Annotated in this window: 12 protein-coding genes and 1 pseudogene; 8 read left to right on the forward strand and 5 right to left on the reverse strand. The window is 47.0% G+C overall.

Translation table 11 applies throughout. The features are described from left to right. The 7 genes and pseudogenes from NC997_RS20630 to NC997_RS20660 all read left to right on the forward strand — a co-directional run. Positions 1 to 110 (forward strand): annotated as a pseudogene (locus tag NC997_RS20630) (photosystem II protein D2); the annotation flags it as partial. A 673-nt stretch (positions 111 to 783) separates the two neighbouring features. Beyond that, positions 784 to 879, forward strand: a complete 96-nt coding sequence (locus NC997_RS20635; RefSeq protein WP_190411714.1) for a 4a-hydroxytetrahydrobiopterin dehydratase — start codon at positions 784 to 786, stop codon at positions 877 to 879. Positions 880 to 1,058: 179 nt separating this feature from the next. Beyond that, a complete protein-coding gene (locus NC997_RS20640; protein WP_190525522.1) occupies positions 1,059 to 3,170 on the forward strand; it encodes an iron uptake porin in 2,112 nt (703 codons plus the stop codon). Between the two features lie 199 nt (positions 3,171 to 3,369). Continuing rightward, positions 3,370 to 5,391 (forward strand): iron uptake porin, encoded by a 2,022-nt coding sequence (locus tag NC997_RS20645; RefSeq protein WP_190525523.1) that lies wholly within the window; start codon positions 3,370 to 3,372, stop codon positions 5,389 to 5,391. A 243-nt stretch (positions 5,392 to 5,634) separates the two neighbouring features. Further along, the gene (locus NC997_RS20650) at positions 5,635 to 6,072 is read left to right on the forward strand and encodes an Rrf2 family transcriptional regulator (protein ID WP_190411711.1); all 438 of its coding nucleotides are present in this window, start codon (positions 5,635 to 5,637) and stop codon (positions 6,070 to 6,072) included. A gap of 123 nt (positions 6,073 to 6,195) precedes the next feature. Next, positions 6,196 to 7,158: a cysteine synthase A gene (cysK, locus tag NC997_RS20655; RefSeq protein ID WP_190525524.1), complete on the forward strand. Its 963-nt coding sequence runs from the start codon at positions 6,196 to 6,198 to the stop codon at positions 7,156 to 7,158. A 107-nt stretch (positions 7,159 to 7,265) separates the two neighbouring features. Further along, complete coding sequence (locus tag NC997_RS20660; RefSeq protein ID WP_190525525.1) at positions 7,266 to 8,102, forward strand: J domain-containing protein; 837 nt, start codon at positions 7,266 to 7,268, stop codon at positions 8,100 to 8,102. 148 nt (positions 8,103 to 8,250) lie between these two features. On the opposite strand, the gene NC997_RS20665 is transcribed toward NC997_RS20660, so the two are convergent. The 4 genes from NC997_RS20665 to groL form a co-directional block, all read right to left on the reverse strand. After that, the gene (locus NC997_RS20665; protein ID WP_190525526.1) at positions 8,251 to 8,916 is read right to left on the reverse strand and encodes a hypothetical protein; all 666 of its coding nucleotides are present in this window, start codon (positions 8,914 to 8,916) and stop codon (positions 8,251 to 8,253) included. Positions 8,917 to 9,098: 182 nt separating this feature from the next. Beyond that, positions 9,099 to 10,268: a magnesium/cobalt transporter CorA gene (gene corA / locus NC997_RS20670; protein WP_190432336.1), complete on the reverse strand. Its 1,170-nt coding sequence runs from the start codon at positions 10,266 to 10,268 to the stop codon at positions 9,099 to 9,101. A 51-nt stretch (positions 10,269 to 10,319) separates the two neighbouring features. Next, the gene (locus tag NC997_RS20675) at positions 10,320 to 11,480 is read right to left on the reverse strand and encodes a hypothetical protein (RefSeq protein ID WP_190525527.1); all 1,161 of its coding nucleotides are present in this window, start codon (positions 11,478 to 11,480) and stop codon (positions 10,320 to 10,322) included. A 323-nt stretch (positions 11,481 to 11,803) separates the two neighbouring features. Further along, a complete protein-coding gene (groL, locus tag NC997_RS20680) occupies positions 11,804 to 13,498 on the reverse strand; it encodes a chaperonin GroEL (RefSeq protein ID WP_190432341.1) in 1,695 nt (564 codons plus the stop codon). 252 nt (positions 13,499 to 13,750) lie between these two features. Between groL and NC997_RS20685 the strand changes: the two genes are divergently transcribed. Beyond that, positions 13,751 to 14,824, forward strand: coding sequence for a M4 family metallopeptidase (locus NC997_RS20685; RefSeq protein WP_199306079.1), 1,074 nt, complete (start codon positions 13,751 to 13,753; stop codon positions 14,822 to 14,824). Between the two features lie 30 nt (positions 14,825 to 14,854). Here the strand turns inward: NC997_RS20685 and NC997_RS20690 are convergent, their stop codons facing one another. Further along, positions 14,855 to 15,154: a protealysin inhibitor emfourin gene (locus NC997_RS20690; protein ID WP_190525528.1), complete on the reverse strand. Its 300-nt coding sequence runs from the start codon at positions 15,152 to 15,154 to the stop codon at positions 14,855 to 14,857. Between the last annotated feature and the right edge of the window lie 119 nt (positions 15,155 to 15,273).

The following is a 15,273-nucleotide window of genomic DNA, read 5'->3' on the forward strand; positions in this document are numbered from 1 at the left end:
AGAATATTCTCCTCAATGAGGGCATCCGGGCTTGGATGGCTCCTCAGGATCAACCCCACGAGAACTTTATCTTCCCTGAAGAGGTTCTGCCTCGCGGTAACGCACTGTAATGTCAGGAGTGAAATATTGAGTTAATTTTCTCTAACTCAGCATGGGCGGGGCGAGCCCGCTCCTACAGCACTCCTCATTGAACGATACCCCGCCACTCGCGGGGTATTTTTTTTTCAAGCCACCCCACATCCGCTCTAGCCTGTGCTAATCTAAAGGAAGGGAATGAATCCTTAGCGATTTTTACCCTACTCCTTTTGAGAATTAGACCGTTCAGGCAACAAGGAGGTGATGCCCATGAGTGATAGTAGTAAATTTATGGGTCATCAAATTAGCGTTAACCGGCTGAGCGTCGGAGCTGTTCTCTAAAAGCCGGTTTTAATCCCCTAGTGGGATTAACTAAAGGCTGAAAGAGCTAGGCTGGTATTTGGAGTTCCTTCCGACAGTCTGGTGCTAATTTGAAGACCCGCTAGACCGCCCTCACATTGAGTGTAATGGTGATACCAAAACGCTTCCCGTGGGGGCGGATAGTTTTTTAGGGGCTTTTTTTCAGGAAGGCGATGGCGTAGATACTCAGCGAGCTGGCAATTAACAAAGCATTCATCAGCTATCAAGTTAGCCAGGGAAGCAGTAGAAGAGAAAATGAAAAAAGTTTGGAGAAGCGATCGCCCAGATTAACAAATTAGTTGCTGTTGCTGCATCTCAATAGAAACAAAGCATCATCTACGAGAAATTTTGTACAATAAGGTAACGCTAACACTGACAACAGATGATAGCGATGGGTTGACAACAAAAGACTTTGATAGGGCGCAAGTCATTTTTAAAGAGTGACTTAGGTCATCCGAAAAATAACACGAAAAATCTCAATAAGCGCTCTAGCAATCATTTCAGGCGCTGGTGAGGTGGTGGCACCGTCCAATCTGTGTTACGATGACTTGAAAAATCAAGAAGGATTGTCACTCTTTCTGAAATATCTTTCTGAAAAAGTGTGTGTGAGGAAAAGAGGAAAGATGGCTAAATTAATGTGGAAATCTCTGCTAGTAAGTCCAGCAGTTTTGGGAGCGGCACTCGTGCTTTCTTCAGCAGCGATCGCTGCTGAAAAGTCCGTAACCTCTGAAGTGATTCAGCCCCAAACGACTGAGGCAAACCTATCGAAAGTGCAGCCAGTGGCTTTGGTTACTGCACCCCAAGCCCCGGAAGCTAACTCAGCCCCCGTGTTTTCAGCAACCGCTAAATCAGCCGAAGCGCTGAGTGCAGTTGAGGTTGAAACGCCAGAACAGTTGGCAGTAGCGCCGATACAAGATGCAGGAACCGCCAACTCGGCAGAAGCACTAAAGGTAGAGAAGCTCGATAGCACGTCTGTACCTGTAATGCCAGTAGTAGAGACGCCAGCTAAGGTGGCTGCAACGCCCATCCAGGACGCAGCAACCGCCAACTCAGCCGAAGCTCTAGGCGTAGACAACAGCGTGTCGGTTCCGATGGCAGCACCGACGAACGCCAAGCTGGCTCAAAGCGCCCCAGCAGGAAATACAGTTGACAACAACAGCGTTTTAGAACAAATCAATCGCTACAGTCGGGAAGGAAATAACTCCCAAAGCCAAGTCACCAACGTCTCCCAACTGTCGGACGTGGAACCAACCGACTGGGCATACGAAGCACTGCGAAGCTTGGTAGAGCGCTATGGCTGTATAGCAGGATATCCGGATGGCACCTATCGGGGCAACCGGGCAATGAGCCGGTATGAATTTGCGGCGGGTTTGAACGCTTGTTTGCTGCAAATCGAGAAATTAATTGCCGCGTCTACAGCAGATTTCGTTACCAAAGAAGATTTAGCCACACTTCAGCGGCTGATCGATGAATTTGGGGCAGAACTGGCAACCCTCCGGACGCGGGTAGATAACCTGGAAGGACGGGTGACGTTCCTAGAAAACCATCAGTTCTCGACAACCACCAAATTGGTGGGTGAAGCGATCTTCGCAGTTACTGATGGATTTGGGGATAACGACGACAACACGAATCTCATTTTTGGCGACAGAGTCCGTTTAGACCTGCAAACTAGCTTCACAGGTCGAGATAAGTTGCACACCCGTTTGGCAGCAGGGAACCTCGCAGCTTTCGGCTTTGGTACCCCTATCGGCGATATCGATGGTGATGGTATTAATGATGCAATTCCAACAGCTGAGGGAACCCAGACCTTTAACCTCGGCTTCGGCGACGAAAATAACAATAACATTGGCTTAGACTGGCTGGCGTATGAGTTCCCGTTTGGAGCTTCCCAAGTTTACATATCAGCCACTGGAGGACGCCATGCCGACTACACCCCTGTTCTGAATCCTTACTTCTATAACGGAGTCAGTGACAGTGGTGAGGGATCCCTCTCAACCTTTGCTCAGTACAGCCCCATTTATCGCATTGGGGGTGGAGCTGGTGCTGGTCTGAGACTGGGTGTGGGCAGAGCACCAATTCTCGGTCCCACTTCATTAACTGTTGGCTATTTAGCAGATAATGATTCCGCGAATAACCCAGGCAGCGATTTTGGTCTGTTCAACGGCGACTATTCGGCGTTGGCGCAGCTTAACTTTACCGTCAGCGATCGCTTCGGCTTGGCTGCAACCTACGTCCACGGCTACCATAACACTGGCAACCCGATATTCGATATCGGTCGCGGAGAGGGTGTGGTTGGTAATTTGTTCGCTAATAATCCAGGAATCCTTACGGCGGCTCCAGTCGTAAGTAACTCCTACGGATTACAAGGTGCTTTCAGATTGGGTGACAGAGTTTCACTCAGTGGCTTTGTCTCTTATACCGACGTCAGAGTGATTGGTGACGGGGATGGTGAAATCTGGAGTTATGGATTAGGGGTAGCCTTCCCTGACCTAGGTAAGCGGGGTAACGTTTTGGGTATCTTCGCAGGTGCCCAACCCTATCTTTCAAGCCTCGAACTTAACGGAACCGAAATAGACGGTTTGGACGGGAGAGGATACCACGTAGAAGCTTTCTACAAGTACAAGCTGACTGAAAACATCTCAGTGACTCCTGGCGTCGTCTGGCTGACGGGTACCAACCAGCAGGAGGGCGACGACGCTTATATCGGTACGCTCAGAACTACGTTCAGCTTCTAATAACACAAAAGCTAGGCGGCTGGGTTAATCCAGCTCGCCCAATATTCTGACATGAAACCAATCAAGCCTCGCTCAATGCGGGGCTTTTTTGTATGATTTATTACCTAATGCAATTTCTAGGCCGTGGTAGGATGACAGGAAAAATTAAGAAGGATGTAAATCTTTCTTAATTAAGGTGTGTGTGAGGAAAAGAGGAAAGATGGCTAAATTTATCTGGAGATCGCTGGTATTCAGCCCAGCAGTTTTGGGGGCAGCATTGGTAGTTTCATCGGCAGCGATCGCTGCACAAACGCCTGCCGCTAAAGAAATGATTCAGCCCCAAACGGTAGAGGCACTACCAGAGTTGCAGCCAGTAGCGATCGCTACTGCGCCAGAAACCCCAACAGTCAGCTCAATCCCTGTGTTTTCAGCTACCGCTGAGAAGTCAGAGTTAGAGCAGAAAGTGGCTGCGACAGAAGCGCCAGAACAGTTGGCAGTCGCACCCAGCCAGGAGCCAGCAACCGCCGACTCAGCTCAAGCGCTAGAGGTTAAAACGATTGAAGGCACATCTGTACCAGTGATGCCAGCAGCTGACTCAAAGCTGGCTCAAACAGCCCCAGCAGGAAATACAGTTGACAACAACAGCGTTTTAGAACAAATCAATCGCTACAGCCAGGAAGGAAATAACTCCCAAAGCCAAGTCACCAACGTCTCCCAACTGTCGGACGTGGAACCAACCGACTGGGCATACGAAGCACTGCGAAGCTTGGTAGAGCGCTATGGCTGTATAGCAGGATATCCGGATGGCACCTATCGGGGCAACCGGGCAATGAGCCGTTATGAATTTGCGGCAGGTTTGAACGCTTGTTTGCTGCAAATCGAGAAATTGATTGCCGCTTCCACAGCAGATTTTGTCACCAAAGAAGATTTAGCCACACTTCAGCGGCTAATTGATGAATTTGGGGCAGAACTGGCAACTCTCCGGACGCGGGTAGATAACCTGGAAGGACGGGTGACGTTCCTAGAAAACCATCAGTTCTCGACAACCACCAAACTGGTGGGTGAAGCGATCTTCGCTGTCACGGACGAGTTTAGCGATCGCGAGGACACCAATACCATTTTTGGCGATCGCGTTCGTTTAGACTTCCAAACCAGCTTCACGGGTCGAGATGTATTGCACACCCGTCTTGCTGCGGGTAACACTACACCTTTTCAACCTAATGGTTCATTCGAGGGCAACCAGACCTTTGACCTTAATCCCGGTAACAACAACGATATCGCTTTAGATTGGCTGGCGTATGAGTTTCCCTTTGGAGCTTCCAAAGTCTACATTGCCGCTGCGGGAGGAATTCATGCCGACTACGCTCCCGTCCTCAACCCTTACTTTTATGACGGAGACGGAGGTACCGCCGCACTTTCGTCATTTGCTCAGCAGAGTCCTATTTATCGAATCGGTGGCGGTGCCGGTATCGGGATCAGGCTCGGTGTAGGTACAGCACCGATTCTCGGTCCTACTTCCTTGAGCCTGGGTTACTTGGCAGATAATGGCAATAATCCTGGCTCATTTACCAGACCTGATGGCGGAACCAGTGATTTTGGTCTATTCAACGGAGACTATTCGGCGTTGGCGCAACTGAATTTTACAGTTAGCGATCGCTTGGGCTTAGCTGCCACCTACGTCCACGGCTACCATAACGCGGGTGACGGGATTTTCGACCTTGGTGGAAGTCCGCGATCGGCTGGCGGTAGGCCGGTAACAGGTACTCTCGGAGCTAACGATCCAACTCTTGCAACTGGAACAGGCGCTCGGTTTCCATTAGTACTGGCTAGGGATACCGCACTGATCACTAACTCCTATGGTCTTGAGGCTGCCTTACGACTGAGCGACAGATTCTCCCTGAGCGGCTTCGTTGGTAAGACTGATATTAGCGCGGTTGAAAATAGTACCAGAGGCGAGGTCTGGTACTACGGATTAGGTGTGGCTTTCCCCGATTTAGGTAAGCGGGGGAATATCCTGGGAATTTTTGCAGGTGTAGAACCCTACTTGGCAGGTCTTGAAGTTCAAGGCAGCCCAGTCGGGATTAAGAACGATCTCTCTTATCACCTCGAAGGATTCTACAAGTACCAGCTGACGGATAACATCTCTGTGACTCCCGGCATCATCTGGATTACCGCTCCCAACCAAAATGACGATAACGAAGATGCCGTTATTGGCACGCTCAGAACAACGTTCAGCTTCTAGGGAGACGGAAGTAGTAGCCCGCACATTGCTAGGACAGGTGGTAATGGGTAAGGGGTGATTACTCCCTCTGTCCCTCTTCTCCCTTGCTCCCCTGCTCCCAGCTTTTGTGTCGTAAATTTTGCGAACCCGGTTATGCCCCGTATTAGCGGGGCTTTTTTATTGGCGAATGCTTAAACCGACAAACTCCGGTGGAGAACCGGGGTATACTGGAATAGACGATCCCTCACACTCGATCTCAAGCTTGTGGAACTTTCCTGTAAAACAGAATATGCGCTGTTGGCTCTGTTAGAGCTAGCGTGTCACTACAACGACAACGAACCGTTACAAATTCGGCAGATTGCGGCTCAACAAAATATCCCCGATCGATATTTAGAACAGCTGCTGGCGACATTGAGGCGTGGCGGTTTAGTGCGTAGCCAACGTGGAGCAAAGGGAGGCTATTTGCTGTCGCGGGAACCTTGGAAAATTACGCTCTTAGAAGTTGTGAGTTGCTTGGAAGGATTGGATGCCAAACCTTCTGAGAACAACAACACTTCCAAAACGGTAGAAAGTGCCGTGGTAGAGGAAATCTGGCAGGAAGTGCATCAAACAGCTAATTCGGTCTTACAAGGATACACGCTTCAAGATTTAGCAGAAAAACGGGATTCTAGGCGTCAGCTAGACATCATGTATTACATTTAAAAATTAAAAATTGAAAACTAAAAATTAAACATGAAGTATGCTTCTTTTAATTTTTAATTTTGCACTTTTTAATGATTGATGTTGACTTCTGACTCCTCATAACCAAGAAAAAAACTAAAATCTATGCGGATTGCTCAAAACATTACAGAATTAATCGGTCGGACGCCTTTAGTACAGTTGAACCGCATTCCCCAAGAGGAAGGCTGTTTGGCTCGGATTGTGGTGAAATTGGAGGGGATGAACCCAGCTGCCTCGGTCAAAGACCGGATTGGGGTGAGTATGATTAATGCGGCAGAAGAGCAGGGGTTAATCCACCCAGGCAAAACAATTTTAGTGGAACCGACTTCTGGGAATACTGGTATTGCTCTAGCGATGGCGGCAGCAGCCAGGGGCTATCGGCTGATCTTGACAATGCCAGACACGATGAGTACCGAACGACGGGCGATGCTGCGGGCTTATGGAGCAGAACTGGAACTGACCCCTGGCATTGAGGGGATGAGCCGCTGCATTCGTAGGGCGCAAGAAATTGTTGACAGCACGCCTAATGCTTATATGCTGCAACAGTTTAGCAATCCAGCCAACGTCCAGATTCACCGGGAAACCACTGCTGAGGAAATCTGGGAGGATACAGACGGACAGGTGGATATCCTGGTCGCTGGAGTAGGCACTGGCGGCACGCTTACGGGTGTAGCAGAGGTGATTAAACCACGGAAACCGGGTTTTAAAGCGATCGCTGTTGAACCCATCAGTAGCTCAGTGTTGTCCGGCGGACGCCCTGGCCCCCACAAAATTCAGGGCATCGGTGCTGGGTTTATTCCCCAAGTGCTGAAAGTTGAGCTGATTGATGAGGTGATTGCAGTGACAGATGATGATGCGATCGCCTACGGTCGTCGTCTTGCTCGTGAAGAAGGACTGCTTTCCGGCATTTCCACGGGTGCTGCCCTCTATGCTGCCATCAAGGTCGCTCAGCGCCCCGAAAATGAGGGACGATTGATTGTCATGGTTCAGCCCAGCTTTGGAGAACGCTACTTAAGTACACCCCTGTTCCAAGATCCAGAACCGCGAGTGCCAGCTGTGCTGGGTTGACGCTACAGTAACTGTTAGTGGTCATTAGTTAAAAGCTCATGAGCTATGAGTCATTAGTCATACCTCTACCTACTAATGACTCATGCCTCTGACAGAAAGCTATTTCCATGACAGATTCCACTCACTACGACACCCTTGATATTAGTCCCGCAGCGACTCCGGTACAGATCAAGCAAGCTTACCGGCGTCTAGTGAAGCTGTTTCATCCAGATGGTAATCGCGAAACAGCGAACCACGAGCAAATTGTCCGGATTAATGCTGCTTACGAAATACTGGGCGACCCTCAACAGCGGCAGTCTTATGACCAGATGCTGCTCAAAGATCGCCTGAGACACGAACAATCTGTTAACAATCATCCGTCGCGACGAGCCGAATCATCAGCGACATATACTTCGGCGCGCTCGCAGCGATACCAGCAAGCCGATGCTTCGGCGCGATCGCAGCGGCAACCGCAAGCCGACACCGAAAACCGATACTACGCGCAGCGACAACAGCAAGCCAACGCTGAAAACCGATACTACGCGCATCGACAGACAGCAATAGATGCCGACGAACAACTGGAGCAATGGCTTCAGAAAGTCTATGTGCCGGTCAATCGCTTGATCTGTCGCATTCTCAATCCTCTGGCAGACCAACTAGACCAACTTTCAGCCGATCCTTTTGATGATGAACTGATGGAACAATTTCAGGCTTACCTGAAAGAGTGTCGTAACTATCTCAAACAAGCTCAGCTGGCTTTTCGTTCTTTGCCTAATCCAGCCAATGTTGCTGGCGCAGCAGTTCACCTTTACTACTGCCTCAATCAAGTAGCAGATGGCATTGAAGAGTTAGAACTTTTTACGCTCAACTATGATGAAGGCTACCTGCACACGGGTCAAGAACTTTTTAGAATTGCCACTGGTTTGCGCTGCGAAGCGCAATACGCAGTCAAAGACATTGCTTAACCATTAAAAATTAGAAACTAGCTTTTTTTTCTCGTTACCAGTAAGGGCTTTTTCTGTCCCGTCCCCTACTGTGGTAACGGGGCTTGGATGAAAGTACAGCCTCCCCAGTGACCAAAACAAAAATAAAAATTTAAGAATTTCTCAATTTTTATTTTTTAGTTGTTTCTCTGGGATTCCAACGCATTACATCTGTCCAAGGAGCTTTTTTAACTGTAAAGTCACAAGACAAAATGTGAGTAACGGAATTGCCCGTCTCACTCGTAGACCTCAATAAATGCAGCACCAGCGTTAGAGAAAAGCGCAGCGTACTCTCAGGACTAGAGAGTTTTTTGAGCTTGGATGGATCAAAAAGGGGCGCTGAGATTTTCAAAACATCGGTTTGCAAGTCGCGCTGGAGAACGTCTTCAACAGTTATTTTTTCTTTAAGAATTTTTCCAGATCCAATAAAGCTATAAACTTGACGCTGGGAGAGATCCAGAATCATGCTGGGCGTCAGGCGAATCACTCGCCGCGATCGCCCGTCAAAATCTGTTAGCGAACTGCGATCCCAATCTACGTCAATTGAATGCTCCGCAGATTTATTGTCAATCTGGATTGATAGTTCGCGCAGTCGATCTAGTTGGTATCGCTTTTCCAGCTTAAATTGGATATCGACGCGATCTCTTAGATTTTGTGTTTCCAGTTGTCCATTTAAGGATTCTCGATCGAGATGGACAATCACTTGATTTCTATCTACCGATTTAAAAACTCGGTATAAAACGTAAGTGACACAGATGATGTAGACAGTCAAGATGAATAAATTGCGATCATCCAAAATTAGTAATTAGTAATTGGTAATTTTTAGTTGGGAAAAGTTTTTAATTAGAAGTTTCACTTTTGGACATAAAAAACTTATTACAATTCAAAATTAAGTAATTAAAAACCAAAATTTTTGCCTCCCATTAATTTTTAGCAAAAAATTACAGTTTATAAGAAAAGCAATTTATGGACATGATACTAGTCATCCTTAACTGTGGAAAAATTATCAAACCAGCCGCGCCGCCAGAAAAAGTAAATTAAACCAGATGCGATCGCTATCATCAATGCCCAGCAAAGCGGATAGCCTAAATACCAGTTTAGTTCCGGCATATTGAATGGTGATTTTTCTGTATTAAAGTTCATGCCGTAGATTCCAGCAACAAAAGTGAGGGGAATAAAAATACTAGAAATCACAGTCAAAAGCTTCATGACTTCATTCATTCTGTTGCCAACCGAAGACATATAAACATCCATTAACCCAGAGGATAGTTCTCGATATGTTTCCACCATGTCCATTACTTGAACCGCATGATCGTAACAGTCTCTTAGATAAATTCGGACTTCTTCACAAATAAGAGGACTCCCATCTCGAATTAAGGAATTTATGGCATCTCGCTGGGGCCAAATAGCGCGACGGAGTGCCAACAATTCGCGCCTAACTTGATATATTTTGTCTAGAGTCTTGCGTGTAGGATTGGCGATAACTTCTTCCTCTAAATCTTCAATTCGCTCACCATAAACTTCTAAAACCGGAAAAAATCCATCAATAATTGAATCCAACAGTGCGTAGGCTAAATAATCGGCACCGCGCTTGCGGATAGTGCCCTTATTGTGACGAATGCGATCGCGCACAGGTGTAAAGCAATCCCGGAGTGGTTCCTCCTGCACAGTGAGCAAATAGTGTTTCCCCAAAATTAAACTCACTTGTTCGCTGTAGAAGCCAGTGCCTTTTTCTTTAGGCATCACCATCCGGCTAATAAGCACCAGATGGTCTCCCTGATCATCCACTTTGGGTCGCTGGGGTACATTTACCACATCTTCCAAAACCAATGGATGTAAATGAAAAACCTGTCCCAATTCTCGCAAAATTTCTTCATCTCCTAAGCCCAACACATCCACCCAAGAAACCGACTCGGTATCCAAATAGCTAGCGCACGCTGCTGGGGTCTCAAGTGGCATGCAGATGCGGTTTGCCTCGTTGTAGTCAATTAAGATAATTTTGGGTGGCGGAGAATTTTTATTAATAAAAATTGTTCCTGGTAGACTACCGGGTTTATCGTAAAAGTCTTCAAACAAAGAATTATCATCGTCTTCGTCTACATTGTATTGTGTAACTACTTCCGCAGGCTGGGGGCGTCTTTGTGTCATTTGCATTTACTCCTATTCAGTATTTATTTTAGAATTTTATCTATTCTTTATTCAGCAAAATTCTCTTTTAATTAATTCAATTTCCTCCTGAAAACTATTAGCATAATTCCACCCAAAATATCCTGCAAATTTGCGATCTTCATTAGTATCGAATATATAAACATGGTGTATATTGGCAAAATTAACATACATTTGTATACTACCGCTACCATCTCTAAAATTTAGATGCAGTAATTTTTTATCAAAGATATAGTTTACTGGAGTTAAAACATTTTTAACTTCAGGTATTTTTTTTAAGCGAGATATAACATCATACATAATATTTTTACCAGATAAAATATTATCAGTAATTAAATTAGCTGTTTTAGAACAATTCATATACCAGTGATGAGCATCAACAACTCCTAAAGCTAAGGCTGCATCCACTTGACCGACAGTATAGGCAGTATTTTCCGCCAGGTTAGCATGATCTAAAATATACTCATCTTGTAAAAATATGTTATCAGACGAATTAATGTTAAAGCTTGTCCGAAGCGGATAGGCAATAATATCAGAGGAATGAATTATATTAATCCATCTCAAACCTTGGTTTTTATAATTCTTAGCAAAACATTTAACTTTATTAGGATTAATACCTAACATGGTGTTAGAGAATAAAATAGGAGAACCCATTGTGGTAATACTCCTTAGGTAAACTTGTCTTTTGGAGGTGGAATCACCTAGTCCTTTAATCATTGTACGAATATGAAACGCCGCATCATCAGAATCAAATCTATCGGAGAACAAACTATCCCATAGGATGACGCTTCCCAAGGAATGGGCAACAATATGAAGGTCAGTTTCTTCAGGGTTACGTCTTATAAAGTCCTCTAGTTGATCTGCAATCAGTTCTCTAATTTTTACGCCCCGTTCTTGATTAAGGTAGGTGAAAGCATCTCCAACGAATTCAGATAGAAAGCCTTGTCTAAAGTGTTGATACCTCAAAATGGTTTGAATATCTAAATTTGGAGATTCCTTTTTAACTTCCTGTAAATCTTGATGAATCCAGTTCCACATCCTCCCAACATCATTTAAAACATCGCCCCAAAAACTATAATAAAAGTGAGGGAGTAATTCACCTCTTTTGGTAAACTCTTCTGTAATAAAACCTTTCAATTTATCTCCATATTTAACATCCCGTGTAGCAACCCCGTGAAGAAAAAAGACTAGCATTGTTAAAGTTAATCCTCTATCTGAAAGAAAAATATCTAAGGAACTACCTTCATATAAGATTCCCGATGATTTACCTAAAGTAACAGTATTTACTGAAAATTTTCCTAAAATGCTGATTAAACAGAAGTTTGAGGAATTATCCCAGTTAAGTAGGTTTGAACCCTATAATTTTTCAATACTGTAACACTCTTACAATGAGCGATCGCTACAAAAAAGCAGCTTGCCGTTTGAGACAAGCTGCTTTTCTTTCAGTCCACAAAGGTGGGCTTTGTTTTTTTAGCTTCAGGTTTCAACCTGTGGGCGCTGGGGACGCGAACAATGGACTACATCATGCCCATGCCGCCCATGCCACCCATGCCGCCCATGCCACCCATGCCGCCCATGCCGCCCATGCCGCCCATGCCGCCCATGCCGCCCATATCCGGGGCACCAGCCGCTTTCTTCTCAGGCTTCTCGACAACCAGGGCTTCAGTGGTCAACACCATCCCGGCAATCGAACCGGCATTTTGCAACGCCGAACGTACAACTTTCGCAGGGTCGATAATCCCAGCGGCGATCAGGTCTTCAAATGTGTCGGTAGCCGCGTTGTAACCGATATTCAAATCAGTCTCGCGCACCTTCTCGACAATGACAGAGCCTTCGACACCGGCATTATCTGCCATCTGACGCAGGGGGGCTTCTAGAGATCTGCCCACAATGTCAGCACCGACTTTTTCTTCGGCGTCCAGACTATTTTTAATGTCAGCAACTTTCTTGCTCAGGTAAATCAGCGTCGCGCCACCGCCAGGAACGATACCTTCTTCCACAGCAGCTTTGGTCGCGTTGAGGGCGTCTTCAATCCGCAGCTTGCGGTCTTTGAGTTCGGTTTCGGTCGCCGCACCCACTTTGATGACGGCGACACCACCGGCAAGCTTAGCAATTCGCTCTTGCAGCTTTTCTTTGTCGTAGTCAGAATCCGTTTCTTCTAGCTGCTTGCGAATTTGGGCAATCCGCTTTTGCACATCTGCCGTCTTGGCATCACCAGCGACGATGGTGGTGTTTTCTTTATCAATGGTGATTTTCTGAGCGGTTCCCAGCATCTCCAGGGAGACGGTATCTAGGCTCAAACCAACTTCTTCTGAGATTAGCTGACCGCCAGTGAGAACGGCGATATCTTGCAGCATCGCTTTGCGGCGTTCGCCAAATCCAGGCGCTTTGATGGCGGCTACATTCAGTACGCCCCGCGCTTTATTTACCACCAAAGTTGCCAAAGCTTCTCCTTCGATGTCTTCGGCAATAATCAGCAAAGCTTGACCGGAACGGGCAACTTTTTCCAAGACGGGAATCAAATCCTGGATAGAGTTGATTTTTTTATCCGTCATCAAAATCCGGACGTTTTCATATTCCACCACCATCCGTTCGGAATCGGTGATGAAGTAGGGAGAAATGTAGCCGCGATCCAGCTGCATCCCCTCGACGACATCCAGTTCCGTTGCCATCGATTTGGATTCTTCAACGGTGATCACGCCGTCTTTGGTGACTTTATCCATCGCTTCGGCAATCATTTTGCCGACTTCTTCATCGTTACCAGCGGAGACGGTTGCCACTTGCGCGATCGCACTACCTTCCACTGGTTTCGCGATCGCTACAATCTCCTCCACTAAGAAGGCGATCGTTTTTTCGATTCCCCGCCGCAAACTCACTGGATTTGCCCCAGCCGCTACGTTCTTCAAGCCCTCACGAATCATCGCTTGAGCCAGAACCGTCGCCGTAGTCGTGCCATCACCCGCAATATCTTTCGTCTTGGATGCCACTTCCTGAATCAGTCGAGCGCCTGTATTTTCCAGGGGGTCTTCTAATTCAATTTCCTTGGCAACGGTGATACCATCGTTCACAATTTGGGGTGCGCCAAACTTCTTCTCTAGAAGGACATTCCGCCCTTTCGGCCCCAGCGTAATGCGAACGGCGTCTGCCAGGACGTTCACGCCCCGCTCTAGTGCCCGCCGCGATTCGTCATTAAATGCAACGATTTTTGCCATGTTTTAGGTTTTCAGAGCGCTTCCATTAGTCAATTTAGCACTCACTGGCACAGAGTGCTAATCCGAGAGGATGAGAGTCCTCACCTCGACTGATATCGGGGAGGTACATAATAAACAGCTAGAGCAATCAATCGCACGTTTGAGTTACTTTTTGTAACGAAATTGCCGAATTCTCGATAACTAGAGCGGATTGGATTGAATGCGTTTATCATCCACTTTTTGATGCTCTATAGTTGACAAAGGAAATCATTTATGCGTTCACCAAAAAAAAGAGCGGTAGGGCTGCAACCTTGCTGCGATAGACTTCATCCCATTTGTTGTATCGTTCCTCCTCATATGCTCAAGGAGGTTCTCCAGAATGGCAACCCTGAGCAGCGGGCATGGGCTTTTCAAACCTTAACCATGTCAGAACAGTTTCGCGGACGACGCTTGACGGTGGGAAATATCTCGTTTGCAGCATCAGCGGGTGAGAAGCGTCGTACCATCTTTGATGCCAAAAATGGCAACGATCTACCAGGCACGTTGGTGCGGAGTGAAGGCGATCCTCCCAGCGAAGATGCCGCGATCAACGAAGCCTACGACGGATCGGGTGCGACTTATGACTTGTACGAGGAGGTATTTGAGCGGAATTCCATCGACAATCGAGGGTTGCGTTTGGACTCGACGGTTCATTTTGGCGTGAAGTATGACAACGCTTTTTGGAACGGCGACCAAATGGTCTACGGTGATGGGGATGGAGAGATTTTTGAACGCTTTACCAAGGCGATTGATGTGATTGGGCACGAGCTAACCCACGGCGTCACCCAATATGAAGCCAATCTAATCTATTACGGCGAATCTGGCGCACTGAATGAATCTTTTTCCGATGTCTTTGGTTCCCTGGTGAAACAGCGGGTTCTCAATCAGACAGCCGAAGAAGCTGACTGGATTATTGGGGAAGGGTTGTTTACCGCCAATGTTAAGGGCGTTGGGATTCGCTCAATGAAGGCACCGGGGACAGCATACGACGACCCAGTGCTAGGCAAAGACCCTCAGCCTGCAACTTATAAAGACCGCTACAAAGGGCTGGAAGATAACGGGGGCGTACATATCAACTCAGGAATTGCCAACCGTGCCTTTTATTTAGCAGCGGTGGAAATTGGCGGCTACGCCTGGGAAAAGGCTGGAAAAATCTGGTATATCGCTTTACGCGATCGCCTGCGCTCTAGAGCGAATTTTAAACGGGCTGCGAATACTCTGATCGCCGTCGCTGGAGAACTCTACGGCGAAGGCTCTCAGGAGCAGAATGCAGTCCGCAAAGGTTGGCAAGAAGTAGGAGTGATTTAAATTAAAAAAGGAAGAAGCAATTCTTCCTTTTTAATTTCTGCGTGCGGCTGCCATCAGCCATTCCAGCAGCGGTCTTAAGTTTCCAGGTACGGCGGATTCACTCACTAAAACAGTATGTTGCTGAGTGTTTTCTTCCACCGTTAGCTTGTACTGAAAGCGGTCGGGTTGGGGAGTGTTGGAAGCGATCGCGGCAGGCAAATCAAAGAAATCAGCTGCGTCAACCAGGAGGCGCAGCTGATTTGCTTCATTTGCAGGCAGAGTGGTAGTGTCAAGGACTTTTGTCAGGCGCATCCCAGCAAAGCCGCCAGTCCGTTCAAAAGAAATTCGCATAGTTTCCCTCGCAGGCAGCAAGACTAACTCCATAGTAAGCAGAGATGGATGTTCCTCTTTGTCTGCCTGTGTCTTTCCTACTCAGACCGAGAGGAGAGCACCACTACGCTCACAGTCCT

It is taken from the genome of Trichocoleus sp. DQ-A2 (genome assembly GCF_039961915.1).
GTDB lineage: Bacteria > Cyanobacteriota > Cyanobacteriia > Cyanobacteriales > FACHB-T130 > FACHB-T130.

Bases quoted from the DNA above. Each gene is read 5' to 3' on its own strand.
- corA (WP_190432336.1), bottom strand. From the start codon at position 10,268: ATGACACAAAGACGCCCCCAGCCTGCGGAAGTAGTTACACAATACAAT.
- NC997_RS20690 (WP_190525528.1), bottom strand. From the start codon at position 15,154: ATGCGAATTTCTTTTGAACGGACTGGCGGCTTTGCTGGGATGCGCCTG.
- cysK (WP_190525524.1), top strand. From the start codon at position 6,196: ATGCGGATTGCTCAAAACATTACAGAATTAATCGGTCGGACGCCTTTA.
- NC997_RS20640 (WP_190525522.1), top strand. From the start codon at position 1,059: ATGGCTAAATTAATGTGGAAATCTCTGCTAGTAAGTCCAGCAGTTTTG.
- NC997_RS20660 (WP_190525525.1), top strand. From the start codon at position 7,266: ATGACAGATTCCACTCACTACGACACCCTTGATATTAGTCCCGCAGCG.
- NC997_RS20675 (WP_190525527.1), bottom strand. From the start codon at position 11,480: ATGCTAGTCTTTTTTCTTCACGGGGTTGCTACACGGGATGTTAAATAT.
- NC997_RS20685 (WP_199306079.1), top strand. From the start codon at position 13,751: ATGCGTTCACCAAAAAAAAGAGCGGTAGGGCTGCAACCTTGCTGCGAT.
- NC997_RS20645 (WP_190525523.1), top strand. From the start codon at position 3,370: ATGGCTAAATTTATCTGGAGATCGCTGGTATTCAGCCCAGCAGTTTTG.
- groL (WP_190432341.1), bottom strand. From the start codon at position 13,498: ATGGCAAAAATCGTTGCATTTAATGACGAATCGCGGCGGGCACTAGAG.